This window comes from Micromonospora sp. Mcm103 (assembly GCF_024519755.1).
GTDB classification, from domain to species: Bacteria; Actinomycetota; Actinomycetes; order Mycobacteriales; family Micromonosporaceae; genus Micromonospora; species Micromonospora aurantiaca.
Window position 1 is genome coordinate 52,101 of record NZ_JALJRJ010000019.1, and the last position, 22,595, is coordinate 74,695.

General features: G+C 72.7%; 26 protein-coding genes. 21 read left to right on the forward strand and 5 right to left on the reverse strand.

Annotation, left to right across the window (positions count from 1 at the left end; all coding sequences use genetic code 11):
* The 5 genes from OC439_RS22370 to OC439_RS22390 form a co-directional block, all read left to right on the forward strand.
* The coding region (locus OC439_RS22370; protein ID WP_262015141.1) for a GlsB/YeaQ/YmgE family stress response membrane protein at window positions 1-246 on the forward strand (246 nt) is incomplete at its 5' end.
* A 252-nt stretch (window positions 247-498) separates the two neighbouring features.
* Complete coding sequence (locus tag OC439_RS22375; protein WP_030503112.1) at window positions 499-783, forward strand: GlsB/YeaQ/YmgE family stress response membrane protein; 285 nt, start codon at window positions 499-501, stop codon at window positions 781-783.
* A gap of 223 nt (window positions 784-1,006) precedes the next feature.
* Window positions 1,007-2,299 (forward strand): sugar ABC transporter substrate-binding protein, encoded by a 1,293-nt coding sequence (locus OC439_RS22380; protein ID WP_262015142.1) that lies wholly within the window; start codon window positions 1,007-1,009, stop codon window positions 2,297-2,299.
* Complete coding sequence (locus tag OC439_RS22385; RefSeq protein ID WP_262015143.1) at window positions 2,296-3,282, forward strand: carbohydrate ABC transporter permease; 987 nt, start codon at window positions 2,296-2,298, stop codon at window positions 3,280-3,282. Before OC439_RS22380 ends, OC439_RS22385 begins: the two co-directional genes overlap by 4 nt.
* On the forward strand, window positions 3,279-4,112 hold the full coding sequence (locus tag OC439_RS22390; protein WP_013287980.1) for a carbohydrate ABC transporter permease: 834 nt from the start codon (window positions 3,279-3,281) through the stop codon (window positions 4,110-4,112). The genes OC439_RS22385 and OC439_RS22390 overlap by 4 nt, the downstream gene beginning before the upstream one ends.
* A gap of 13 nt (window positions 4,113-4,125) precedes the next feature.
* Here OC439_RS22390 and OC439_RS22395 read toward each other — a convergent pair whose 3' ends face one another.
* Window positions 4,126-4,986 carry a hypothetical protein gene (locus tag OC439_RS22395; RefSeq protein WP_262015144.1) on the reverse strand — a complete coding sequence of 287 codons (861 nt, stop codon included), beginning with the start codon at window positions 4,984-4,986 and terminating at the stop codon, window positions 4,126-4,128.
* 111 nt (window positions 4,987-5,097) lie between these two features.
* Window positions 5,098-5,883, reverse strand: a complete 786-nt coding sequence (locus OC439_RS22400) for an enoyl-CoA hydratase-related protein (protein ID WP_262015145.1) — start codon at window positions 5,881-5,883, stop codon at window positions 5,098-5,100.
* A gap of 19 nt (window positions 5,884-5,902) precedes the next feature.
* Here OC439_RS22400 and hemW point away from each other — a divergent pair, with 19 nt between their 5' ends.
* A complete protein-coding gene (gene hemW / locus OC439_RS22405; protein WP_262015146.1) occupies window positions 5,903-7,126 on the forward strand; it encodes a radical SAM family heme chaperone HemW in 1,224 nt (407 codons plus the stop codon).
* A 39-nt stretch (window positions 7,127-7,165) separates the two neighbouring features.
* On the opposite strand, the gene OC439_RS22410 is transcribed toward hemW, so the two are convergent.
* A complete protein-coding gene (locus OC439_RS22410) occupies window positions 7,166-7,786 on the reverse strand; it encodes a DUF4870 domain-containing protein (protein ID WP_262015147.1) in 621 nt (206 codons plus the stop codon).
* 232 nt (window positions 7,787-8,018) lie between these two features.
* On the opposite strand from OC439_RS22410, the gene hrcA reads away from it, so the two are divergent.
* The 3 genes from hrcA to OC439_RS22425 all read left to right on the forward strand — a co-directional run bounded on the left by hrcA (window position 8,019) and on the right by OC439_RS22425 (window position 10,996).
* Complete coding sequence (gene hrcA, locus OC439_RS22415) at window positions 8,019-9,041, forward strand: heat-inducible transcriptional repressor HrcA (protein ID WP_262015148.1); 1,023 nt, start codon at window positions 8,019-8,021, stop codon at window positions 9,039-9,041.
* Window positions 9,042-9,114: 73 nt separating this feature from the next.
* The gene (gene dnaJ / locus OC439_RS22420) at window positions 9,115-10,260 is read left to right on the forward strand and encodes a molecular chaperone DnaJ (protein ID WP_175438744.1); all 1,146 of its coding nucleotides are present in this window, start codon (window positions 9,115-9,117) and stop codon (window positions 10,258-10,260) included.
* 1 nt (window position 10,261) lies between these two features.
* Window positions 10,262-10,996, forward strand: a complete 735-nt coding sequence (locus tag OC439_RS22425) for a 16S rRNA (uracil(1498)-N(3))-methyltransferase (RefSeq protein WP_262015149.1) — start codon at window positions 10,262-10,264, stop codon at window positions 10,994-10,996.
* Window positions 10,997-11,113: 117 nt separating this feature from the next.
* On the opposite strand, the gene OC439_RS22430 is transcribed toward OC439_RS22425, so the two are convergent.
* The gene (locus OC439_RS22430) at window positions 11,114-11,875 is read right to left on the reverse strand and encodes an SDR family NAD(P)-dependent oxidoreductase (protein ID WP_262015150.1); all 762 of its coding nucleotides are present in this window, start codon (window positions 11,873-11,875) and stop codon (window positions 11,114-11,116) included.
* A gap of 80 nt (window positions 11,876-11,955) precedes the next feature.
* On the opposite strand from OC439_RS22430, the gene OC439_RS22435 reads away from it, so the two are divergent.
* From OC439_RS22435 to OC439_RS22470, 8 genes are all read left to right on the forward strand, one after another.
* Window positions 11,956-12,300, forward strand: a complete 345-nt coding sequence (locus OC439_RS22435) for a histidine triad nucleotide-binding protein (RefSeq protein ID WP_013475524.1) — start codon at window positions 11,956-11,958, stop codon at window positions 12,298-12,300.
* Window positions 12,297-13,673, forward strand: coding sequence for a serine hydrolase domain-containing protein (locus OC439_RS22440; RefSeq protein ID WP_262015151.1), 1,377 nt, complete (start codon window positions 12,297-12,299; stop codon window positions 13,671-13,673). Before OC439_RS22435 ends, OC439_RS22440 begins: the two co-directional genes overlap by 4 nt.
* A gap of 135 nt (window positions 13,674-13,808) precedes the next feature.
* The gene (locus tag OC439_RS22445; protein ID WP_262015152.1) at window positions 13,809-14,867 is read left to right on the forward strand and encodes a PhoH family protein; all 1,059 of its coding nucleotides are present in this window, start codon (window positions 13,809-13,811) and stop codon (window positions 14,865-14,867) included.
* A gap of 39 nt (window positions 14,868-14,906) precedes the next feature.
* Window positions 14,907-15,380: an rRNA maturation RNase YbeY gene (gene ybeY, locus OC439_RS22450; protein WP_013287968.1), complete on the forward strand. Its 474-nt coding sequence runs from the start codon at window positions 14,907-14,909 to the stop codon at window positions 15,378-15,380.
* Complete coding sequence (locus tag OC439_RS22455; RefSeq protein WP_262015211.1) at window positions 15,356-16,765, forward strand: hemolysin family protein; 1,410 nt, start codon at window positions 15,356-15,358, stop codon at window positions 16,763-16,765. The genes ybeY and OC439_RS22455 overlap by 25 nt, the downstream gene beginning before the upstream one ends.
* Window positions 16,758-17,144 (forward strand): cytidine deaminase, encoded by a 387-nt coding sequence (locus OC439_RS22460; RefSeq protein WP_135241577.1) that lies wholly within the window; start codon window positions 16,758-16,760, stop codon window positions 17,142-17,144. The genes OC439_RS22455 and OC439_RS22460 overlap by 8 nt, the downstream gene beginning before the upstream one ends.
* Window positions 17,141-18,037, forward strand: coding sequence for a GTPase Era (gene era / locus OC439_RS22465; RefSeq protein ID WP_262015153.1), 897 nt, complete (start codon window positions 17,141-17,143; stop codon window positions 18,035-18,037). The genes OC439_RS22460 and era overlap by 4 nt, the downstream gene beginning before the upstream one ends.
* Before the next feature lie 150 nt (window positions 18,038-18,187).
* The gene (locus tag OC439_RS22470) at window positions 18,188-19,363 is read left to right on the forward strand and encodes an acyltransferase family protein (RefSeq protein ID WP_262015154.1); all 1,176 of its coding nucleotides are present in this window, start codon (window positions 18,188-18,190) and stop codon (window positions 19,361-19,363) included.
* A gap of 22 nt (window positions 19,364-19,385) precedes the next feature.
* On the opposite strand, the gene OC439_RS22475 is transcribed toward OC439_RS22470, so the two are convergent.
* Window positions 19,386-20,165: a DUF4097 family beta strand repeat-containing protein gene (locus OC439_RS22475; protein ID WP_262015155.1), complete on the reverse strand. Its 780-nt coding sequence runs from the start codon at window positions 20,163-20,165 to the stop codon at window positions 19,386-19,388.
* Between the two features lie 102 nt (window positions 20,166-20,267).
* Here OC439_RS22475 and recO point away from each other — a divergent pair, with 102 nt between their 5' ends.
* The 4 genes from recO (at window position 20,268) to OC439_RS22495 (ending at window position 22,575) form a co-directional block, all read left to right on the forward strand.
* Window positions 20,268-21,140, forward strand: a complete 873-nt coding sequence (gene recO, locus OC439_RS22480) for a DNA repair protein RecO (protein WP_194802343.1) — start codon at window positions 20,268-20,270, stop codon at window positions 21,138-21,140.
* Window positions 21,141-21,172: 32 nt separating this feature from the next.
* Window positions 21,173-21,949 (forward strand): isoprenyl transferase, encoded by a 777-nt coding sequence (locus tag OC439_RS22485; RefSeq protein ID WP_199733322.1) that lies wholly within the window; start codon window positions 21,173-21,175, stop codon window positions 21,947-21,949.
* 68 nt (window positions 21,950-22,017) lie between these two features.
* Window positions 22,018-22,203 carry a hypothetical protein gene (locus tag OC439_RS22490; RefSeq protein WP_194802342.1) on the forward strand — a complete coding sequence of 62 codons (186 nt, stop codon included), beginning with the start codon at window positions 22,018-22,020 and terminating at the stop codon, window positions 22,201-22,203.
* 147 nt (window positions 22,204-22,350) lie between these two features.
* On the forward strand, window positions 22,351-22,575 hold the full coding sequence (locus OC439_RS22495; RefSeq protein ID WP_128138750.1) for a thioredoxin reductase: 225 nt from the start codon (window positions 22,351-22,353) through the stop codon (window positions 22,573-22,575).
* Window positions 22,576-22,595 lie beyond the last annotated feature (20 nt).

The window sequence follows — 22,595 nt, forward strand, 5'->3', positions numbered from 1 at the left end:
GGTCTGATCGTCGGCGCGCTGGGCCGGCTGGTCGTGCCGGGCCGGCAGAACATGCCGATGTGGCTGCACATGGTGATCGGTGTCGGCGCCGCGCTGCTGGGCACCGTCCTGGCCCGCGCGCTCGGCATCGCCACGCAGACCGCCGGCATCGACTGGGCCGAGCTGGCCGTGCAGGTCGTGCTCGCCGCCATCGCCGTGGCCCTGGTGGCCGGCGTCGGCCGCCGCCGCAGCGTCTCGCGTTACTGATCGACGCATCACGCGCCTCGACGGGCGCCCGGCCTCACGGCCGGGCGCCCGTCGGCGTATTCGGCGCATTGAACCCTGTCGGTGCGCCGGGTCCGCCCGCCGCGCCGGGTTTCGGGGAGAAGCAGCAGGTCAGGGTACGTCTGAACAATTCGTCATCGGAGTCGGTTTGGATTTCCGGGCGGTCGGGAACTTAGCGATCACGACAGTAACCACACAAAAACGTGTGACCGGATCTTAAGGAGGAGGGCGACCATGGAGCTCACCGTTTGGGGCATCATCACGGCGCTGGTCGTTGGTCTGATCGTCGGCGCGCTGGGCCGGCTGGTCGTGCCGGGCCGGCAGAACATGCCGATGTGGCTGCACATGCTGATCGGCGTCGGCGCCGCGCTTCTGGGCACGATCGTGGCCCGGGCCTCCGGCTTCGCCGAGACCGCCGGTATCGACTGGCGCGAGCTGATGCTGCAGGTGCTCTTCGCCGCGATCGGCGTGGCCCTGGTGGCCGGTGTCGGCCGTCGCCGCGGCGTCTCGCGCTACTGACCCCGCACCACGCGCCTCGACGGGCGCCCGGCCTCACCGGCCGGGCGCCCGTCGGCGTATGCGGGTCCTGAACTGCCCGGACGGCATCGATGTCGGCCGGGCCTCCGGCTGCGATACGGTCGCCTGTGCCCTCCGTCACGAACACCCCCTGTTGTAAAGGAAATTTTCCTACTAAGGTGCGGCGGAGAAGGTTAGTGCCAAACGGCCCTGAGGGAGATATGGCGTGAACAGGTGGAAGCGGCTGGCTCCGGTCACCGCCATCGTGGCGTCGGCTGCGTTGGTGCTGACCGCGTGCGGTGGCTCCGGCGACGACGACAAGGCCGCCGACAACAGCAAGCTCACTGTGTGGATGATGGGTGAGGGCGGCGACGCCCAGACCAAGTTCCTCGACAGCGTCGAGGCGGAGTTCAAGAAGAAGCACCCCGAGACCGACGTCGTGGTGCAGTACATCCCCTGGCTCGAGGCGCCGAAGAAGTTCCAGGCCGCGCTCGCCGGTGGGGAGGGCCCGGACGTCACGGAGCTGGGCAACACCGAGACCCAGGGCTGGGCCGCGCAGGAGGCCCTGGCCGACGTCTCGGACAAGTTCAACGGCTGGTCCGAGGGCAAGGACATCCTGCCCGACCTGGTCAAGAACGCCCAGCTCGACGGCAAGCAGTACGGCGTGCCGTGGTACGCCGGCGTGCGCGCCGTCTACTACCGCACCGACTGGTTCGCCGAGGCGGGCGTGAAGACGCCGACGAACTGGGACGAGATGGTCGCCGCCGCGAAGGCCGTGCAGGCCAAGAAGCCGGGCACCTACGGCATCGCCCTGCCCGGCAACTCCGAGCTGCCGTTCTACTCCTTCCTCTGGGGTGCCGGCGGGGAGATCGCGACCAAGGAGGGCGACAGCTGGAAGTCCGGCTACAACACCCCCGAGGCGCAGAAGGCGGTCAAGTTCTGGACCGACCTGGTCACAGTGCACAAGGTCGCCCCGCCGGCCGCCGCCGGGTGGAACGAGGTCGACGCCCGTACCCAGTTCGCCACCGGCAAGGCCGCCATGGCGTTCGCCGGTAGCTGGCAGGGCGGCGCGATGAAGAAGGACAACCCCGACATCGAGAAGGTGTGGGGCACGTTCCCGATCCCCGGCCCGGACGGCAAGCCCGCCCCGGCGTTCGCCGGCGGCTCCGACATCGCCATCTGGAAGGACAGCGAGCGGCAGGCGCTGGCCTGGGACTACATGACCGTGCTGCTGAGCAAGCAGAAGGACAAGGAGTTCGCCAGCAGCCTCGGCTTCTTCCCGGTCTACCAGGACCTGGTCAGCAGCGGCGACTACGCCAACGACAAGGTGATGGCCGCGTTCGCCACCGCCATCCAGAACACCAAGCTGACCCCGCTCACCCCGAAGTGGGTCGAGGTCAGCCGCACCAAGACGGTGACCCAGGCGATGAACAGCTCGGTCATCAAGGGCCAGAAGACGGTCGAGAAGGCCACCGCCGACGCGGCCACCGAGATGGAAGGCATTTTGAACAGCAAGTGAGCCTACTGACAAAGAGCCCCGGCGAGGCCGCCGCGCGGGAGACCCCCGCGCGGCGGCGCCGTCGCCGGGTGGACCACCTTCCGTACCTGCTCCTCCTGCCCTGCCTGGCGATCATCGCCGTGCTGCTGCTCTGGCCGCTCGGCCAGGTCGTGTGGATGTCCTTCCACAAGCTGGACAGCGTCCGGCAGCTGCGCGGCGACCGCGAGTGGCCGTGGGTCGGCCTGGCCAACTACGCGCAGATCCTCGGCGACCCGTTCTTCCGTACGGTGCTGCGCAACACGGTGCTGTTCGCGCTCGCCAACGTGGCGCTCACGATGATCCTCGGCACCCTGGTCGGGCTGCTGCTCAACCGCCTGGGCAAGAAGATGGCCACGTTCGTGGCGAGCTGCGTGATGCTCGCCTGGGCCACCCCGGCGCTGACCGGCACGATCGTCTGGAAGTGGATCTTCGACGATACGAGCGGCCTGGTCACGTGGCTGTTCAACAAGCTGCCGGACGGGCTGTCCACCGCCCTGTTCGGGCGCAGCGACTGGACCGGGTACGGCTGGTTCAACGACCCGCTGCTGTTCTTCGCCATCCTGACGCTCGTGGTGGTCTGGCACTCGTTCCCGTTCATCGCGGTGAGCGTCCTGGCCGGGCTCAAGAGCGTGCCGACGGAGTTGCAGGAGGCGGCCCGGGTCGACGGCGCCGGGCCGTGGAAGGTCTTCTGGTCGGTGACGTTCCCGGTCCTGCGGCCGGTCTTCGGCATCCTCGTGGTGCTCTCCACGATCTGGGACTTCAAGGTCTTCACCCAGCAGTTCGTGCTGGCCGGCGGCACCCAGGACCGGTCCACGTTCATGCTGTCGATCTACTCGTACGCGGAGGCGTTCTCGCCGCCGCCCAAGTACGGCCTCGGCTCCGCAATCGCGGTCATCCTCACCGTGATCCTGCTCGTGGTGACCGCCCTGTACGTCCGCATGGTGCTGCGGCAGGAGGACGAATGATGAAGAAGATCGCCCTCAACGGCGCGGGCCTGCTGGTCGCTCTCTTCGCCGCGTTCCCGGTCTACTGGATGGTGGCGACCTCGCTGAAGCCCAACCGGGAGATCTTCTCGTCCACGCCCCGGCCGGTGCCGGCGGAGCCGACGCTGGAGCACTACCGGGAGATCCTCACCGGCAACCTGATCCCGGGCGTCACGTTCGCCGACTTCTTCCTCAACAGCGCGCTCGTCGCGCTGGCGACGGTGCTGCTGAGCGGGCTGGTCGCGCTGCTCGCCGCGACGGCCGTGGCCCGGTTCCGGTTCAAGCTGCGCACCACGTTCCTGATCATGCTGCTGGTGGTGCAGATGATCCCGCTGGAGGCGCTGGTCATCCCGCTGTTCCTGATGATCCAGCGGCTCGGCCTCTACAACACGCTGCCCAGCCTGATCCTCACGTACCTCGGCTTCTCGCTGCCGTTCGCGGTCTGGATGCTGCGCGGCTTCGTCGCCGCGGTGCCGAAGGAACTGGAGGAGGCCGCCGCCATCGACGGCGCCAGCCGGGCCCAGACGTTCCGCAAGGTGCTGTTCCCGCTCGTCGCGCCCGGCCTGGTCGCCACCAGCATCTTCTCGTTCATCACCGCGTGGAACGAGCTGATCTTCGCGTTGACCTTCATCAACGACCAGCAGAAGTACACGCTGCCGGTGGCGATGACGTTCTTCTTCGGCCGGGACGACACCGCCTGGGGCTCGGTGATGGCCGCGTCCACGCTGTTCACCCTGCCGGTGATCGTCTTCTTCCTGCTGGTGCAGCGCCGGATGGTCTCCGGACTGGTCGCCGGAGCGGTGAAGGGCTGAGGGCGGGCGGCCGTCAGGCCGCGGCGAACACCTCGGCCCGCACCTCGGTGGCCGGGTCGCCCTTCACCCGGGCCCAGGAGCCCTGCTCGGCGGTCCACTCCAGGTTGCCGAAACGGACCTTCTTCACGCCGTGGTCGTCGGCGTGCGAGACCAGCCAGTGCGCGTACCGCCAGCCGTTGCGGTCGTCGCCGGCCGGCACGGTGAGCGCGGTCAGGTCGGTCGCCGTGGGCAGCCGGGGCAGCCCCCAGTCCAGCGACAGGCTCTCCAGCACGGCACTGGCGGCGGCCGGGCCGCGCATCGTCGGCGGCGAGGAGACGGTGCAGGCCACCGCCCCTGTCGCGTGGCCGAGCAGCGCCCGGGTGAGGACCTCCGACTCGTCGGCCCACTTCTCGTACGCCTCGGGGAACGCCGACCGCTGCACCCGCTGGGCGGCGTCGGTGACCCGCATCCGCTCCCAGCCCTTGACCTTCTTCAGCGCGGCGTAGAACTTGTTCGCCGCGTACCGCGGGTCCTGGACCTGCTCCGGGGTGCCCCAGCCCTGGCTCGGGCGCTGCTGGAACAGGCCGAGCGAGTCGCGGTCGCCGTGGGCGATGTTGCGCAGGTGCGACTCCTGGTACGCGGTCGCCAGCGCCACCACCACCGCCCGCTCGGGCATCCGGCGCTGCATCCCGATGGCCGCGATGGTGGCCGCGTTCGCCATCTGGTCGGCGCCGAGCACCACCTCGCCGTCCGCCTTCACGGTGCAGGTCCGGCTGGACAGGGGGAGCCGCAGGTGCTCGCCGAACTGCTTGGTCACGACATAGACCGCGAGCAGTGCCAGCACGCACACCGCCACCCCAGATGCCACGATCGCCGCTCGCGTCCGCACCCGCACCCCCTGTCCCGACAGTCCGACAAGCGTACGTCCCACCCGCACCGGCGCGTCTCGGCCGACCGGCGGGCCCCACCTCGGCCGCAATGGCTCCAGCGGGGCCCGCCGCGCACCTCAGTCCCCGGCGGGCACCCAGGCGGCGGGACGCTTCTCCCGGAACGCCATGACGCCCTCGCGTCCCTCGTCGGAGAGGAAGTACCCGGTCGACAGCGCGGCCAACTCGGCGATCTCGGCCCGCAGGTCGGTCCCGGCGGGCCGGCGCAGCAGCTCCTTCGCCCCGGCCAGCGCCCCCGGCGCGCCCTTCACCAGCGACTCGCAGTAGCGCCCGACGGCGGCGTCCAGCTCGTCGGCCGGCACCGCGGCGGTGACCAGGCCGATCTCGGCGGCGCGGCGGCCGTCGAACGTGTCGCCGGTCAGGTACAGCTCGGCGGCGGCCCGCTGGCCCAGGCGCGGCAGCACGGTCGCCGAGATCACCGCCGGGATCACGCCGATCCGCACCTCGGTGAACGCGAACGTCGCCTCCTGCGCGCAGACCGCCAGGTCGGCGGCGGCGATCAGGCCCAGCCCACCGGCCCGGGCCGGCCCGGCGACCTTCGCCACCACCGGCTTCGGGCACTCCCGCACCGCCACCAGCACGTCGCCGAGCATCCCGGCGGGCACCGTGCCGCTGGCGTACGCGGCGGCGGTCTCCTTCAGGTCGGCGCCGGAGCAGAAGACCGGGCCGGTGTGGTCGAGCACGATCGCGCGTACCGCGTCGTCGGCGACCGCGTCGGCCAGCCCGGCCAGCAGCTGGGTCATCAGGGGCGTGGAGAGCGCGTTGCGGTTGTGCGGGCTGTCCAGGGTGAGGGTGGTCACCCCACGGGCCGTGGCGACTCGCACGAGAGCGTCCGGAGAGGTCATGCCGGGCACACTAGTGGCCATGCCCGGCGTCCTTCCAGAAGGCGAACCCGTCCCGCGCGACGGATCGCTGCCCGCCACCGCCCGTCGCGCCGTCGGCGCGCGCGGCTTCGGCGTGTACGTCCACGTGCCGTTCTGCGCCAGCCGGTGCGGTTACTGCGACTTCAACACGTACACCGCCTCGGAGTTGGGCGGCGGGGCGAGCCGGGAGACTTACGCCGACTCGGTGCTTGCCGAACTGGCGCTGGCCGCCCGGGTGCTGGGCGACTCGCCACCGCCCCGGGTCGACACCGTCTTCGTCGGCGGCGGCACGCCCACCCTGCTGCCCGCCGACGACCTGGCCCGGATCCTCGACGGCATCGACCGGGTCTGGGGGCTGGCCGCCGACGCCGAGGTGACCACCGAGGCCAACCCCGAGTCGGTGAGCCCGGAGTCGCTCAAGACGCTGCGGGCGGCCGGCTACACCCGGATCTCGCTCGGCATGCAGTCCGCCGCGCCGGGCGTGCTCGCGGTGCTGGACCGGCGGCACAGCGCGGGCCGGGCCACCGCCGCCGCGCTGGAGGCGCGCGACGCCGGGTTCGAGCACGTGAACCTGGACCTGATCTACGGCACCCCGGGCGAGACGGCCGACGACTTCGCCGCCTCGCTGGCCCAGGTGGTCGACACGGGCGTGGATCACGTCAGCGCGTACGCCCTGATCGTGGAGGACGGCACCCGGCTGGCCGCGCGGATGCGGCGTGGCGAGCTGCCGTACCCCTCCGACGACGTGGCGGCGGACCGCTACCTGGCCGCGGAGGCCGCGCTCGGCGAGGCCGGGTTCTCCTGGTACGAGGTGTCGAACTGGGCCCGCTCGGCGGCGGCCCGGTGCCGGCACAACCTGCTCTACTGGACCGGCGCCGACTGGTGGGGCCTGGGCCCGGGGGCGCACAGCCACGTCGGCGGCGTGCGGTGGTGGAACGTCAAGCACCCCAGCGCGTACGCGGCGCGGCTGGCCGAGGGTGCCTCGCCGGCGCTGGCCCGGGAGCGGCTCAGCCCCGAGGAGCAGCACATGGAGGACGTGATGCTGCGGGTGCGGCTCGCCTCCGGGCTGCCGCTGGACGTGCTGGACGAGCCCGGCCGGGCGGGCGCCGAGCGGGCCAGGGACGCCGGGCTGCTCGACGCCGGGGCGTACGCGCGAGGGCTTGTGGTGCTGACGCTGCGCGGACGGCTGCTGGCCGACGCGGTGGTACGCGACCTGCTGCCGTGACCGGCACCGGCCGGCCGCCCCCTCGGCCGGCCGGCGGTGTCACTTGATGAAGTTGTAGGTCATCGGGTAGCGGTAGAGCACACCCTCGTTGGCCTTGATCCCGCCGATGATCCCGAAGATCAGCGGCACCAGCCAGACCAGCATCGGGACGAAGAACAGGATCCCGCAGGTGATGACCGTGACGACCCAGGCGAGGACGCTGGCGATGGTCCAGGTGATCTGGAAGTTCAGCGCCGCGACCGCGTGGGCGCGGACCGTCGGGGACTGCTGACCGCGGGTCATCATCGCGATGAGCGGGGCGACCCAGCCGAGCAGACCGCCACCGACGATGACACCGGCGGCGCCGCCGAAGTGCGCCACCAGGGCCCACGTCTTCTCGTCGTTGTTGGCGTAGGAGGCCGGGCCGTACCCGCCACCGGCGGGGGAGCCGGGCATGCCGCCCGGCGGGGGGTAACCACCCGGCGGGGGGTAGCCGCCGCCCGGGGGCGGGTAGCCGCCCGGGGGCGGATAGTCACCGGGCGGGGGATAGCCGCCGGCGCCCGGCGCCCCGGACAGTGGAGCGGTGGGCGGTTCGCTGCCCGGCGACGAGCCGTAGGGCGCCGACGGGTCGGGCTGGGGGCCGGAGTCCCCTGCCCCTGGAGGGCGAGGAGGTTCTGTCATGGTCGCCACGGTAGGGGCACCGGTCAACCCGCACCAGAGCGACACAGACCGACGATGACCGGCTGTTCGGCCCTGGTGGGCGGCGCTGTGTGGTGGGCCGCACCGCAGGTCCGTCAGGCGATCATCGCGTCGGCGGGGGTGCCGACGTAGACTGGCACTCGCTACAGTCGAGTGCCAGCCGCCCGGCGGATGCCGCGTGCCGGCCCGGCCGAGGTGCGTCAGGAGGTGGGGAATGGGTCTCGACGACCGCAAACTCGCCGTGCTGCGCGCGATCGTCGAGGACTACGTCGCCACGCAGGAACCGGTCGGCAGCAAGGCCCTGGTCGAGCGGCACCAGCTCGGCGTCTCGCCCGCCACCGTGCGCAACGACATGGCGGTGCTGGAGGAGGAGGGCTACATCCGGCAGCCGCACACCAGCGCCGGCCGGGTGCCCACCGACCGCGGCTACCGCCTCTTCGTCGACCGGCTGTCCCGGGTCAAGCCGCTCAGCCCGGCCGAGCGCCGGGCGATCGAGCGCTTCCTGGTCGGCGCCGTCGACCTGGACGACGTGGTGCACCGCACGGTCCGGCTGCTCGCCCAGCTCACCCGTCAGGTGGCGGTGGTGCAGTACCCGAGCCTGGCCCGGTCCAAGGTGCGTCACCTGGAGCTGGTGCCGATCTCCACCACCCGGCTGATGGTCGTCATGATCGCCGACACCGGCCGGGTCGAGCAGCGGCTGGTCGAACTGCCCGCCCCGGTGCCCGCCGACGACGTGACCGACCTGCGCCGGCTGGTGAACGAGAAACTCGTCGGCTGCCAGCTCGCCGAGACGCCTCCGCTGGTGCAGGCGCTCGTCGAGGAGTCCGCGCCGCATCTGCGCCCGGCCATGACGACGCTCTCCACAGTGCTGCTGGAAACCCTCGTGGAACGGCACGAGGAGCGCCTCGCGCTGGCCGGCCAGGCCAACCTCACCCGGGGTGGCCTGCTCGACTTCCAGGGTTCGCTGCGGCCCATCCTGGAGGCGCTCGAAGAAGAAGTCGTACTGCTCAAGCTGATCGGCGAGACCGAGCCGAGCACCACCCGGGTGCTCATCGGCGACGAGAACGAATTCGACAACCTGCGGGCCGCCTCGGTGGTCAGCACCGGCTACGGACCGGGCAGCACGATCGTCGGCGGGCTCGGCGTGCTCGGGCCGACCCGGATGGACTACCCCGGCAATATCGCCATGGTGAGGGCCGTGGCACGCTACGTGGGCGAACTGCTGGCCCAGAACTGACCAGTCAGGGCCGACGGCCGGTTCCGGCCGACGACCGGAGCGACGCGAGACGAACATGAGGACACCTAACGCAGTGGCCAGGGACTACTACGGCATTCTCGGCGTGAGCCGGGACGCCTCCGACGACGAGATCAAGCGCGCCTACCGCAAGCTGGCGCGGCAGTTCCACCCGGACGTCAATCCGGACCCGGAGGCCCAGGAGAAGTTCAAGGACATCAACGCCGCGTACGAGGTCCTCTCGGACGACCGGAAGCGGCAGATCGTCGACCTGGGCGGCGACCCGCTCGCCCCGGGCGGCGGTGGCATGGGCGGCCCGGGCGGGCCCGGCGGCGCCGGTCCGTTCGTCGGCTTCCAGGACATCATGGACGCGTTCTTCGGCGGCGCCGCGGGCGGCAGCCGGGGGCCGCGTCCGCGTACCCGCCCCGGCGCGGACGCGATCCTGCGCCTGGAGCTGGACCTCAACGAGACCGCGTTCGGCGTCGAGGCGCCGATCACCGTCGACACCGCGGTGCTCTGCACCACCTGCTCCGGCGCCGGCACCGCCGCCGGCACCCACCTGGCCACCTGCGAGGCGTGCGGCGGCCGGGGCGAGGTGCAGTCGGTGCAGCGGACCTTCCTCGGTCAGGTGGTCTCCGCCCGGCCGTGCACCGTCTGCCAGGGCTACGGCACCACCATCCCGCACCCCTGCCCCACCTGCGCGGGTGACGGCCGGGTACGCACCCGCCGCTCGCTGACCGTCAAGATCCCCGCCGGGGTCGAGGACGGCATGCGGATCCGCCTGGCCCAGCAGGGCGAGGTCGGCCCGGGTGGCGGCACCGCCGGTGACCTCTACGTCGAGATCCACGAGCGGCCGCACGACGTCTACTCCCGCAAGGGCGACGACCTGCACTGCCGGGTCACGGTGCCGATGACCGCCGCCGCGCTCGGCACCCGGCTGACCATCAAGACGCTGGACAGCGAGGAGACGGTCGACGTCAAGCCCGGCACCCAGCCCGGCAGCACGCTGCGGCTGCGCGCCCGGGGCGTACCGCACCTGCGCGGCACCGGCCGGGGTGACCTCTACGTGCACCTGGACGTGCGTACCCCGACCAAGCTCGACGCCGACCAGGAGCGGATGCTGCGCGACTTCGCCAAGACCCGCGGCGAGGAGGTCGCCGAGCTGACCAAGCAGGGCGGCTTCTTCTCCCGGATGCGCGACGCCTTCAACGGGCACGCCTGAGGTGTCCGCGCCGCTGTTCCTGGTCGAGGCGCTGCCCACCGGTGACACGCTGACGCTGGACGGCCCGGAGGGCCACCACGCGGCCACCGTGCAGCGGCTGCGCGTCGGCGAGGAACTGGTGCTCGCCGACGGCCGGGGCGGCACCGCCGCCGCGGTGGTCACCGCCGTCGGCCGCGGCACGCTCGACCTGCGGGTCACGAGCCGGGGGTACGCGGACGCGCCGGTGCCCCGGCTCGTCGTGGTGCAGGGCATCGCCAAGGGCGACCGGGGCGAACTCGCCGTGCAGGCGATGACCGAGGTCGGGGTGGACGAGATCGTGCCCTGGGCGGCGTCCCGCTCGGTGGCGCAGTGGCGGGGCGAGCGGGGCGAACGGGCCCGGCAGAAGTGGGTCGCGACCGCCCGCGAGGCGGCCAAGCAGGCCCGCCGCCCGTGGCTGCCGGTGGTGGCCGGCGCGCCGGACGAGTCCACCGCCTCGGTGGCCCGCCGGATCGCCGGTGCGGCCGGGGCGTTCGTGCTGCACGAGGGCGCGCAGGACCGGCTGACCACAGTCGACCTTCCGGCCGCCGGGGAGATCGTGCTGGTGGTCGGCCCGGAGGGCGGCATCGCCGACCACGAGCTGGCCGCGTTCGCCGAGGCGGGCGCCCGCACGGTCCGCCTGGGCCCGTCAGTCCTGCGCACCTCGACGGCAGGCGTGGCAGGCCTGACAGTCCTGGCCACCCGCCTGACCCACTGGTAAACCCGCGCGCCCCCTCTTTGGTGCGCGCTGATCTTGCAGTTTCGGCCCGCGCGGCGCCCCTTTTGCGGCGTTTTGCCCGGGCCGGAAGTGCAAGATCGCCGGGGTCAGGGGTGGGGGTCAGGAGCGGAGGTAGGAGGCGCCGTTCAGGTCGATGATGGTGCCTGCCGCCCACTCGGCCTCGGGGCTGGCCAGCCAGTGCACCGCCGCGGCGATCTCCTCCGGCCGGGCCACCCGGTGGAACGGGGACTGGGCGCGCACCGCCTCGCCCCGCTCGCTCTTCAGGTGCTCGTTCGTCATGTCGGTCTCGACGAAGCCGGGCGCCACGCAGGCCACAGCGATGCCGTACGGCGCCAGGGCCACCGCCAGCGACTGGGCCATCGCGTTCATCCCGGCCTTGCTGGCCCCGTACGCCGGGTTGGCCGGCTCGCCCCGGAACGCGCCCCGGGACGAGACGTTGACGATCCGGCCCCCGCGGTCACGCATGTGCTGCGCGGCGCACCAGGCGGCGTTCGCGGCGCCGACCAGGTTGGTGTCGAGCACCTCCCGCCACCGCGCCCGCCACTGCTCGTAGCTGCTCTCGAAGACCGGGTGCGGTGGATCGGCCGGCCCGAACACCCCGGCGTTGTTCACGAGTACGTCGAGGCCGCCGAGTCGCTGGGCCGCCTCGTCCACCATGGCGCGTACCGCGTCGGGGTCGGCCAGGTCGGCGCGGACCACCACGTGCCCGTCGCCGGGCAGTTCGGCGCGCAGCCGCTCCGCCAGCTCGGCCGAGTCCCGGTGGTGGATCGCCACCCGGTCTCCACCGGCGGCGAACGCCCGCGCCACCGCCCGCCCGATGCCCCGCGAGGCCCCCGTCACCAGCACCGCCCGTCCCGACATGGCGGCCATCCTGCCGCATCCTGCCGGTCCGCCCGGCGGTGCCCCCGCCACGCTCGCGGCGACGTCCTTACACTGCTGCGATGGACTGCCTCTTCTGCCGGATCGTCGCCGGGGAGATTCCGGCCACCATCGTCCGCGAGACCGCCACCACCCTGGCCTTCCGGGACATCGACCCGAAGGCGCCCACGCACGTGCTGGTGATCCCCAAGGAGCACTACGCGGACGTGGCCACGCTGGCCCAGGGCGCGCCCGAACTGGCCGGCGAGGTGCTCCAGACCGCCGCCGTGGTCGCCGAGGAGGAGGGCCTGACCGTGGACGGGTTCCGGCTGATGTTCAACACCGGCCCGTACGGCGGCCAGGAGGTCTTCCACGTGCACGCCCACCTGCTCGGTGGCGCGCCGCTCGGCCCGATGCTCTGCCGATGACCGACGTGTCCGACCGGCTCGGCCGGATGGTGCGCCAGGCGCAGGCCACCGGGCGGATCCCGGCGGTGTCGGCCGCCCTGCACCGGGCCGACCGGCCGCTCTGGACCTGCACCGTGGGCGACACCGGCAACGACACCCCGCTGGGGCCGGAGACGGTGTTCCGGATCGGCTCGGTCACCAAGACCTTCACCGCGGCGCTCGTCATGCAGTGCCGCGACGACGGCCTGCTCGACCTGGACGACCCGATCGGGCGGCACCTCGACCTGCCCGCGCACGGCGACGCGACGGTACGCCGGCTGCTGTCGCACACCGCCGGCCTGCAGCGCGAGCCGCACGGCGACGTGTGGGACAGCCTGCGCGCCCCGGCCGTCGACGAGATGCTGGCCGACCTGGCCCGGGTCGAGCGGGTACTACCCACCGGCCGGCGCTTCCACTACTCCAACCTCGGCCTGGCGCTGCTCGGCGAGGCGGTCGCCCGGCTGCGCGGCGGCACCTGGGCCGAGGTGCTGGCCGACCGGGTGCTCACCCCCCTCGGGCTGACCGCCACCGGCCCGTACCCGACCGAGCGGGCCGCGACCGGGTTCCTGGTCGACGCGTACTCCGACGAGGCCCACCCGGAACCACCCGCCGACTTCGGCGCGGTGGCCCCCGCCGCGCAGCTCTGGAGCACCGCGTCGGACATGGCCCGCTGGGCCGCGTTCCTGGCCGACCCGGCGGCGGTGGACCCGGACGGCGCGGTGCTCGCCGCGACGACTGTCGAGGAGATGCGCTGGCCGCTCACCCCCACCGACGAGTCGGTCTGGTCGGCCGGCTTCGGGCTGGGGCTGATCCTGATCCCGCAGCCGGAGCGGGTGACACACGTAGGCCACGACGGCGCGATGCCCGGATTCCTCGCCGCCGTGTACGGGCGGCGCGGCGGGCAGGGCACCGCCGGGGCGATGGGCGCCGCGGTGCTCGGCTCGTCCGGTACCGGCGTCGAGGTGTTCGACCTGTCGCACCGGCTGCTGGCCGCCGCCGCCGAGCACGACCCGGCGGAGATCGAGCCGTGGCGTCCCGGCCCGCCCGCCCCGGACCACCTGCGCGGCGTGCTGGGCCGCTGGTGGGGCGAGGGCTTCGAGTACGTCTTCTCCTGGCACGACGGGACGCTGCGGGCGCGTGGCGCGGACGACCCGGCCGGGAAGCCGCCCGCGGTGTTCGCGCCGCTGCCGGACCGGCCGGACGTGTTCCGCACGGTCTCCGGCCGGGAGGTGGGGGAGCTGCTGCGACTGACCCGCGACGAACGCGGCGTGGTGGTCCGGATGCACTGGGCGACCTACCGTTTCACCCGCACCCAGGAGACCTTCGACGGGTACGACTTCCGCGCCGGCGCCTGACCGCCGGGCACCGGAAATGGGCGCGGTGCGTACGGTGCCGACCCGATACGATGGAGGTAACCGAACGCCGCGCCAGCAGGGCCCGGCGCCCGAGAAGCGGAGAGCAGGTGGCGCAGGGCCCGACGGGCCCGACCTATGACCGGCACCCCACCTCCCGGCACGCCGCGTGTGCAGACCAGGATCACGGTCCCCGACCAGAAGATCATGGTGAACCTGCTCGGCGCGGGCGACGAGATCCTGCGGCTCGTCGAGCGCTCGATCGACAGCGACGTCCACGTCCGCGGCAACGAGATCACCATCACCGGCGCCCCCGCCGACAACGCCCTCGCCGAGCGTCTCTTCAGTGAGCTGCTCGAACTGATCGAGAAAGGCGAGACCCTGACCACAGACGCGGTACGGCGTACCGTCGGCATGCTCGAGCAGGGCGGCGCCGAGCGGCCCGCCGAGGTCCTGACGCTCAACATCCTCTCCCGGCGCGGTCGCACCATCCGTCCCAAGACGCTGGGGCAGAAGAAGTACGTCGACGCGATCGACGCCCACACCATCGTCTTCGGCATCGGCCCGGCGGGTACCGGCAAGACGTACCTGGCGATGGCGAAGGCCGTGCAGGCGCTCCAGGCCAAGCAGGTCAACCGGATCATCCTGACCCGGCCGGCGGTCGAGGCGGGGGAGCGGCTGGGCTTCCTGCCCGGCACCCTGAACGAGAAGATCGACCCCTACCTGCGCCCGCTCTACGACGCGCTGCACGACATGCTCGACCCGGAGACCATCCCGAAGCTGATGGCCGCCGGCACGATCGAGGTCGCGCCGCTGGCATACATGCGCGGAAGAACGCTTAATGACGCGTTCATCATCCTGGACGAGGCGCAGAACACCACGCCCGAGCAGATGAAGATGTTCCTCACCCGGCTCGGCTTCGGCTCCAAGATCGTCGTCACCGGTGACGTCACCCAGGTGGACCTTCCCGGCGGGACGACCAGCGGCCTGCGGGTGGTCCGGGAGATCCTGAACAACGTCGAGGACGTGCACTTCGCCCAGCTCTCCAGCTCCGACGTGGTGCGCCACAAGCTGGTGGGCGACATCGTCGACGCGTACGCCCGCTGGGACGCCGAGCGGGAGAACCAGCAGGCGCAGAGCGTGCACGCCGTACCGGGGCGCACCGCCCAGGGCGGCCGGGCCGGCCGGCGCCGCTGACCCACCGGCGGAAGCCGTCACATCATCAGAGGAAGACAGTTGTCCATCGAGATCGCCAACGAGTCGGGTGTCGACGTCGACACCGACGCCGTGCTCGCCGTCGCGCGGCACGCCCTCGACGAGATGGGGGTCAACCCCCTCGCCGAGCTGTCCGTGCTGCTCGTCGACATCGAATACATGTCGGAGCTGAACCACCGCTGGATGGGTGGCGACGGCCCGACCGACGTGCTCGCCTTCCCCATGGACGAGGGCAGCGTCGACCACGGCCCGGGGGAGAGCAACCCGGCCGGCGGTGAGCCCGCCCTGCTCGGCGACATCGTGCTCTGCCCGGAGGTGGCGGCCAAGCAGGCCGCCGTGGCCGGGCACTCGGCCGCCGACGAGCTGCACCTGCTCACCGTGCACGGCGTGCTGCACCTGCTGGGCTACGACCACGCCGAGCCCGAGGAGGAGCGGGAGATGTTCGGTCTCCAGGCCCGGCTGCTGGCCAGCTGGCGGTCGACCCGGTCGCGGTGATGGACACCTTGGCGGCGGTCCGCACCCCCGCCGGTCTGCCTGATCTTCAACTCCTGGTCTTCGCTGCCGGGCTGGTGGTGCTCGCCGGCCTGATCGCGATGACCGAGGCGGCGCTCGCAGCGGTCTCGCCGGCCCGTGCCGCGGAGCTGACCCGCGACGGTGCCCGCGGCGGGCGTGCGCTCCAGGCGGTCGCCGGTGACGTGGTCCGCCATCTGAACCTGCTGCTCCTGCTGCGCCTGCTGGCCGAGCTGACCGCCACCACGCTCGTCGCGCTGGTGGCCGTCGACACGTTCGGCGCGGGCTGGCGGGCGGCGCTGGTGACCGCGGGCGCGATGACTGTGGTGAGCTTCGTGGTGGTCGGTGTCGGCCCGCGGACGATCGGCCGTCAGCACGCGTACGCGGTCGGCCGCGCGGTCGCGCCGCTGGTGCGCTGGCTGGGCCGCGCGCTCAACCCGCTGGCGTCGCTGCTGATCCTGATCGGCAACGCGGTCACTCCCGGCAAGGGCTTCCGCGAGGGACCCTTCGCGACCCAGGTGGAGCTGCGGGAACTGGTCGACCTGGCCGAGCAGCGCGGTGTGGTGGAGCACGGCGAGCGTCAGATGATCCACTCGGTCTTCGCGCTCGGCGACACCATCGCCCGCGAGGTGATGGTGCCGCGTACCGAGATGGTGTGGATCGAGGAACGCAAGACGCTCGCGCAGGCGCTGGCGTTGTTCCTGCGCTCCGGGTTCTCCCGCATCCCGGTGATCGGCGAGAACGTCGACGACGTGCTCGGTGTGCTCTACCTCAAGGACCTGATCCGCCGGGTGCAGGGCGACCAGGCCGCCCGGCAGATGCCGGTGGCCGAGCTGATGCGCCCGGCCACGTTCGTGCCGGAGTCCAAGCCGGTGGACGACCTGCTCTCCGAGATGCAGGCGGCCCGCAACCACCTGGTCATCGTGGTCGACGAGTACGGCGGCACCGGCGGGCTGGTCACCATCGAGGACATCCTGGAGGAGATCGTCGGGGAGATCACCGACGAGTACGATGTCGAGCGCCCGCCGGTCGAGCACCTGCCCGACGGGGCCGTCCGGGTGACCGCGCGGCTGCCGGTGGAGAATCTGGGCGAGCTGTTCGACACCGAGCTGCCCACCGACGAGGTGGAGACGGTCGGTGGCCTGCTCGCCCAGGCGCTCGGCCGGGTGCCCATCCCGGGCGCCGAGGCCGAGGTGGCCGGCCTGCGGCTGGTGGCCGAGGGCACCACCGGCCGGCGCAACCGGATCGACACGGTTCTGGTGAGCCGGGTCGACCGGGGTGACGCGCCGGAGGGCACCAACCGCAGCGAGCCGCCCGATTCGCGTGGCGACAACAACCGTTCCGAGGAGAGGCAACCCGCCGATGCCTGAGTCACCCGCCGTACCGGCCGCCCTGCCCACCCCCGCCGATCCGGCCGAGCTGAGCGCGGAGGACGCCAAGCTCGTGATCCTGGCCCGGGGAGCGCGGAGCCGGGTGGCGGCCGTGGAGGGCGCCGCGGTCCGCGACCAGGACGGCCGGACGTACGCGGCGGCGAGCGTGGCGCTGCCGTCGCTGACCCTGACCGCCCTTCAGCTCGCGGTGGCCTCGGCGGTGGCGGCGGGCGCGAGCCGGCTGGAGGCGGCGGTGGTGGTGACCGAGGCGTCGACGCTGGACGGGGCCGGGCACGCCGCGGTGCGTGACCTGTCCGCCGACGCGCCGGTGCACGTGGCCGCGCCGGACGGCACCGTCCTCGGCACGGTGGTCGAGTGACAACGCCCGAGGCGCGTCCCTACCGCGCCGGTTTCGCCTGTTTCGTCGGTCGGCCGAACGCCGGCAAGTCGACGCTCACCAACGCGATCGTCGGCACGAAGATCGCGATCACCTCGAACAAGCCGCAGACCACCCGGCACATCATCCGGGCGGTGCTGCACCGGCCGGACTCGCAACTCGTGCTTGTCGACACCCCGGGTCTGCACCGGCCCCGGACGCTGCTCGGCGAGCGCCTCAACGACCTGGTCCGGGAGACCTGGAGCGAGGTCGACGTGATCGGCCTGTGTGTGCCGGCGAACGAGCCGGTCGGCCGGGGCGACCGGTTCATCACCGGTGAGCTGGCCAGCCTCAAGGCCACGGTGCTGGCGGTGGTCACCAAGACCGACCTGGTCGACAAGAAGCGGCTGGCCGAGCAGTTGCTCGCGGTGAGCGAGCTGGGCGAGTTCGCCGACGTGGTGCCGGTCAGCGCGGTCTCCGGTCATCAGGTCGACACGCTCGTCGACGTGATGACCGGCTACCTGCCCGAGTCGCCGCAGCTCTACCCGGACGACATGCTCACCGACGACCCGGAGCAGGTGCTCGTGGCGGAGCTGGTCCGCGAGGCGGCGCTGGAGGGCGTACGCGACGAGCTGCCGCACTCCATCGCGGTGGTGGTCGAGGAGATGATCCCGGAGGGCAACCTCACCAAGATCTACGCCGACGTGTACGTGGAGCGCTCGAGCCAGAAGGCCATCGTCATCGGCCACCGGGGCAGCCGCCTCAAGCACGTGGGCACCACCGCCCGGCGGCAGATCGAGGAGCTGCTGGGCACCCGGGTCTATCTCGACCTGCACGTCCGCGTGGCGAAGGACTGGCAGCGCGACCCGAAGCAGTTGCGCAAGCTCGGCTTCTGACCGGCGGCCGGGGCAGGCCCGGCAGCGGATGATCAGGATCAGCCAGACCTATGGGACATCTCACTTTCCATAGGCGTTCTCGGCTGTTTCACAGTGTCCGGGAGCAGGGTAGGGACCATTGTCTCTGCCCCCGGACCCCGCCGCGAGCTGATGCGAAACCGCTACCTGGACCTGCTCCGCTTCCTGGCCATCCTGCGCGTCGTCACCTACCACGTCACCGGCTACGCCACGCTCACGCTGGTGTTCCCGGCGATGTCGGTGATGTTCGCCCTGGCCGGGTCGCTGATGGCGGCGTCACTGGACCGCAGCGGGGTACGCGCGGTCGGGCGCCGGCTGCGCCGCCTCCTGCCGTCGCTGTGGGTGGTCGCCGCGGTCTTCGTGCCGGCCATGCTGCTCACCGGGCTGACGTTCAGCCCGAAGGTGCTGCTCTGGCTGTTCCCGATCAGTGATCCGCCGGCCAACTACTGGGGCGGGCTGGCGCTCAGCCCGATCTGGTACCTGCGGGACTACCTGTGGTTCGTCCTCGCCTCACCGCTCGTGCTGTGGCTGTTCCGCCGGGCGCCGCTGCCCACGCTCGCCGCCCCGTACCTGCTGCTCGTCGCGATCGAGGTGGGCGTCCTGGCGAGCCCGCCGACGGTGCTGCGGGAGTTCGGCCTCTACTTCGGCGCCTGGCTGCTCGGCTTCGCCCACCACGACGGGATGCTGCGCCGGATGCGCAACCGGGTGCTGCTGCCGGTGGCCGCCGTGGTCGGCGCCGCCGGGCTGGCGTGGATCGTCACCCACCCGGGGCCGCGCGGATTCGACATCAACGACATCCCGCTGGGCAACGCGCTCTGGTCGGCCGCGTTCATCCTGGTGGCGATCGGCCGGGCGCCGGCCGGCGTGACCTGGGTCGACCGCGTGCCGGCGCTCGGCCGGGCGGTGACCGTGGTGAACCGGCGCGCGCTGACCATCTACCTCTGGCACATGCCGTTCGTGGTGCTCCTCACCCCGCTCGTCGGCCTGGTCGGCTGGTCGCCGCGCGACCCGGTGGGCCTGTGGCTGCGGGTGGGGCTGGTCTTCGCGCTCGTCGGCGTGGTGACGCTCATGGTCGGCTGGGTCGAGGACGTGGCCGCCCGGCGTACCCCCGAACTGGTCCCCGGCAAGCCGCGGCGGACCGTGGCCGACCGGGCGGCGGCCGCGCCGGCCAGCCCGGCCCCCGCCGGGGCGGAGGACGCGCTGGTGAGCGTCGGCGCCCGGGTGCCGGGCCCGCGCCGCCCGGCCGAGGACCCCGGCCGGGGAGAGGGCGTTCCGGCGTCCCGGCGGGACGCGCCCGGCGGCGACTGAGCGATTACCGGGCGCGGCCCGCTCAGCGCGTGCTGACAGTGACGTTGCCGCTGGTGGCGGACGCTTCGAGCGTCACCGACGCGGTCGGGTCGTCGGTGACGCGTACGTCGGTGTCGCCGGACGTCGCGGTGGCGCGCACCCGGTAGCGGCCGGCCGGTACGGCGAGGTCGACGTCGCCGCTCGTGGCGTGCGCCCGGGCCGGAGCCGGCTGGTCCAGCTCGACGACGATGTTGCCGGAGGTGGTCTCCACGTCGACGGCGGAGGCGAGCCGGCGGGCCTCGATGTCGCCGGAGCGGGCCCGCAGCCGTACCGGAGCGGCCGCCTCGACGACCCGGATGTTGCCCGACGTGGTGGACGCGCGGACCTCGCCGGTGGCGCCCCTGATGGTCAGGTCGCCGGAGCTGAGCGTGAACTCGACGGTGCCCACGTCGGTGAGGTCGACGTTGCCCGAGCCGGTGCCGCCGCGGATCACCACGCCGGGCGGTGCGGTCACCTCCCAGGAGATGCTGCACCGGTGCCCGCAGTCCGTGGGCAGGACGAGTTCGTCGCCCTTGATCTCGTACCGGCTGGTCGGCTCGTCGCCCTGGTAGCGGACCACGCGCTTGACGCGTACCTGGTCGGCGGGGCCGTTGGCCCGCACCACGACGTCGCCGGCGCCGTCGTCGTCCACGGTGATCTTCGTGATCCTGGTCCGCTCGGTGTTGTCGTAGTCGAGCCGGCGGAACGAGAGGGTGTCACACCCGGAGAGAACGATGAGCGTGGCGGCAGCGGTCGCGGCCACCGCGGTGCGGAGCGAAGCCATGGCCAGCACACTAGGTCCGGCCCGGCACCCGGCACATCGGGGATCGCCCGCCGGTGCACCCCGAGCCGACCCTGAGATCGCACCCGGAGGGAGAATGGCCTGATGGCCGGGTACCGCCGACAGCTCTACCGCGACGACGCGGTGGTGCTGCGTGTGCAGAAGCTGGGCGAGTCCGACCGCATCATCACGCTGTTCACCCGCCGGCACGGCCGGTTGCGCGCGGTGGCCCGGGGCGTGCGGCGCACCACGAGCCGGTTCGGCGCACGGCTGGAACCGTTCGGGCACGTCGACCTCCAGCTCGCCGGCGACCCCAAGGGCAACCAGGGCAGCTCGCTGCACACCGTCAGCCAGGTCGAGGCGATCGAGCTGTACGGCAAGCGGTTCCTCGGCGACTACCCCCGCTACACCGCGGCCAGCGCGATCGCCGAGACCGCCGAGCGGCTCACCCCGGTCGAGCGCGAACCGTCGCTGCGGCTGTTCCAGCTCACCCTCGGCGCGATGAAGTCGCTCGCCCGCGGCGAGCACGCCACCACGCTGGTGCTCGACGCGTACCTGCTGCGCGGCATGGCGTTCGCCGGCTGGGCGCCGGCGCTCGCCGCCTGCGCCGTCTGCGGCGAGCCGGGCCGGCACCGCGCGTTCTCCGTACCGGCCGGCGGCGCCGTCTGCCCGGACTGCCGGCCCCCCGGCGCCGCCCACCCCGCGCCCGCCACGCTGGAGCTGATGTCCGCGCTGACCTCCGGCGACTGGGGGTACGCGGACGCCGCCGAGACCGGCGTACGCCGGGAGTGCAGCGGGCTGGTCGCGGCGCACCTCCAGTGGCATCTGGAGCGCGCGCTACGCTCGCTGCCGCTGGTCGACCGGGGTGCCCCGGCGGCCGGCGCGGTCCCGCCGCCCGGCGTCGCGGGGCCGGATGTGGTCCCGCCGCGCTCCGGCGCCGGGCCCGTCGCCGGTGTGAACAGGGAGATGACCGAGTGATCCGATCGACGAGGGCGACCCGCCGCGAGCCGGTGCCGCCGACCCCGCACCCCTCCGGCGCCCGTCCGCCGGCGCTGCCGCCCGCCGCGGTGCCCCGGCACGTCGCCATCGTGATGGACGGCAACGGCCGCTGGGCCAAGGAGCGCGGGCTGCCCCGCACCAAGGGGCACGAGCAGGGCGAGCACAGCCTGTTCGACGCGGTCGAGGGCGCGATCGAGATGGGGATCCCCTACCTGTCGGCGTACGCGTTCTCCACCGAGAACTGGCGGCGCTCGCCCGACGAGGTCCGCTTCCTGATGGGCTTCAACCGCGACGTCATCCGCCGCCGCCGCGACCAGCTCGTCGACCTGGGCGTACGGGTGGTCTGGTCGGGCCGCGCGGGCCGGCTGTGGAAGAGCGTCATCTCCGAGCTGCAGACCGCTGAGGAGATGTCGCGCGGCAACTCGACGCTGACGCTGCAGTTCTGCGTCAACTACGGCGGCCAGGCCGAGATCGCCGACGCCGCCGCCGGGATCGCCCGCGACGTCGCGGCCGGCAGGCTCGACCCGGCCAAGGTGAACGAGAAGACGATCGCGCGGTACCTCTACCACCCCGAGGTGCCCGAGGTCGACCTGTTCCTGCGCCCTTCCGGCGAGCAGCGCATCTCCAACTTCCTGCTCTGGCAGACCGCGTACGCCGAACTGGTCTACCTGGACACGCTCTGGCCCGACTTCGACCGCCGTCACCTCTGGTACGCCTGCGAGCTGTACGCCCAGCGCGACCGCCGCTTCGGCGGCGCCCTGCCCAACCCGGTCGCCCCGGGCGCCTGACGTCACGCTTACCGACGTGCCGCGCTGGGTACCGATACCGGTAGACAGCAAACGCGGAGGTGAACCACATGATTCAGAAGCGGATCGCGCAGTGGGCGTTCATGGCGGTCGCCGTGCCGCTGGCGGCGGCCGGCGCGCGCCGGCTCAGCCACACCCTGGAGGCCCGTCGCGGCCCGTCCGGGGTGAGCCGTCTGCTGACCAAGGGCGCCGACCTGGTCCGGCCGCAGAAGGCCAAGCGTCGCCGGTTCTTCTGACCGCGACGTCCGGCCCTGGTGGCCGCGGCCGACATCCGGCCCGACCGCGACGCCCCGCATCCGGCTTTCCCGCCGGGCGCGGGGCGTTCCGCTCTACGATCGGCGCAGGGCGCGCCGCCGGGTGCGCGCCCGCCACGGGGGTGGAGGATGCGCGATCTCCGGTACGAGATGACTGCTGCCCTGGCCGCCGCCGACCTGGTGGAGCCGGCCCGCCGGGACGCCGTCGCCGCACTGTGCGCCGACGTCGCCCAGCGGTGGTGCGCCGACCTCGGGCACACCCCCGCCGTCCGCTCCGGTGAGATCGGCGAGCTGGCGGCGGGCGAACCGGCCGCCGGCTGGGCACCCGACCCGGACGGTCAGCGGGCCTGGTGACCCGTCCGGCCGTGCTGCCG

Bases quoted from the DNA above. Each gene is read 5' to 3' on its own strand.
- OC439_RS22375 (WP_030503112.1), top strand. From the start codon at position 499: ATGGAGCTCACCGTTTGGGGCATCATCACGGCGCTGGTCGTTGGTCTG.
- OC439_RS22390 (WP_013287980.1), top strand. From the start codon at position 3,279: ATGATGAAGAAGATCGCCCTCAACGGCGCGGGCCTGCTGGTCGCTCTC.
- OC439_RS22400 (WP_262015145.1), bottom strand. From the start codon at position 5,883: ATGACCTCTCCGGACGCTCTCGTGCGAGTCGCCACGGCCCGTGGGGTG.
- hemW (WP_262015146.1), top strand. From the start codon at position 5,903: ATGCCCGGCGTCCTTCCAGAAGGCGAACCCGTCCCGCGCGACGGATCG.
- OC439_RS22410 (WP_262015147.1), bottom strand. From the start codon at position 7,786: ATGACAGAACCTCCTCGCCCTCCAGGGGCAGGGGACTCCGGCCCCCAG.
- hrcA (WP_262015148.1), top strand. From the start codon at position 8,019: ATGGGTCTCGACGACCGCAAACTCGCCGTGCTGCGCGCGATCGTCGAG.
- OC439_RS22430 (WP_262015150.1), bottom strand. From the start codon at position 11,875: ATGTCGGGACGGGCGGTGCTGGTGACGGGGGCCTCGCGGGGCATCGGG.
- OC439_RS22435 (WP_013475524.1), top strand. From the start codon at position 11,956: ATGGACTGCCTCTTCTGCCGGATCGTCGCCGGGGAGATTCCGGCCACC.
- OC439_RS22440 (WP_262015151.1), top strand. From the start codon at position 12,297: ATGACCGACGTGTCCGACCGGCTCGGCCGGATGGTGCGCCAGGCGCAG.
- OC439_RS22445 (WP_262015152.1), top strand. From the start codon at position 13,809: ATGACCGGCACCCCACCTCCCGGCACGCCGCGTGTGCAGACCAGGATC.
- OC439_RS22460 (WP_135241577.1), top strand. From the start codon at position 16,758: ATGCCTGAGTCACCCGCCGTACCGGCCGCCCTGCCCACCCCCGCCGAT.
- OC439_RS22470 (WP_262015154.1), top strand. From the start codon at position 18,188: ATGCGAAACCGCTACCTGGACCTGCTCCGCTTCCTGGCCATCCTGCGC.
- OC439_RS22475 (WP_262015155.1), bottom strand. From the start codon at position 20,165: ATGGCTTCGCTCCGCACCGCGGTGGCCGCGACCGCTGCCGCCACGCTC.
- recO (WP_194802343.1), top strand. From the start codon at position 20,268: ATGGCCGGGTACCGCCGACAGCTCTACCGCGACGACGCGGTGGTGCTG.
- OC439_RS22490 (WP_194802342.1), top strand. From the start codon at position 22,018: ATGATTCAGAAGCGGATCGCGCAGTGGGCGTTCATGGCGGTCGCCGTG.
- OC439_RS22495 (WP_128138750.1), top strand. From the start codon at position 22,351: ATGCGCGATCTCCGGTACGAGATGACTGCTGCCCTGGCCGCCGCCGAC.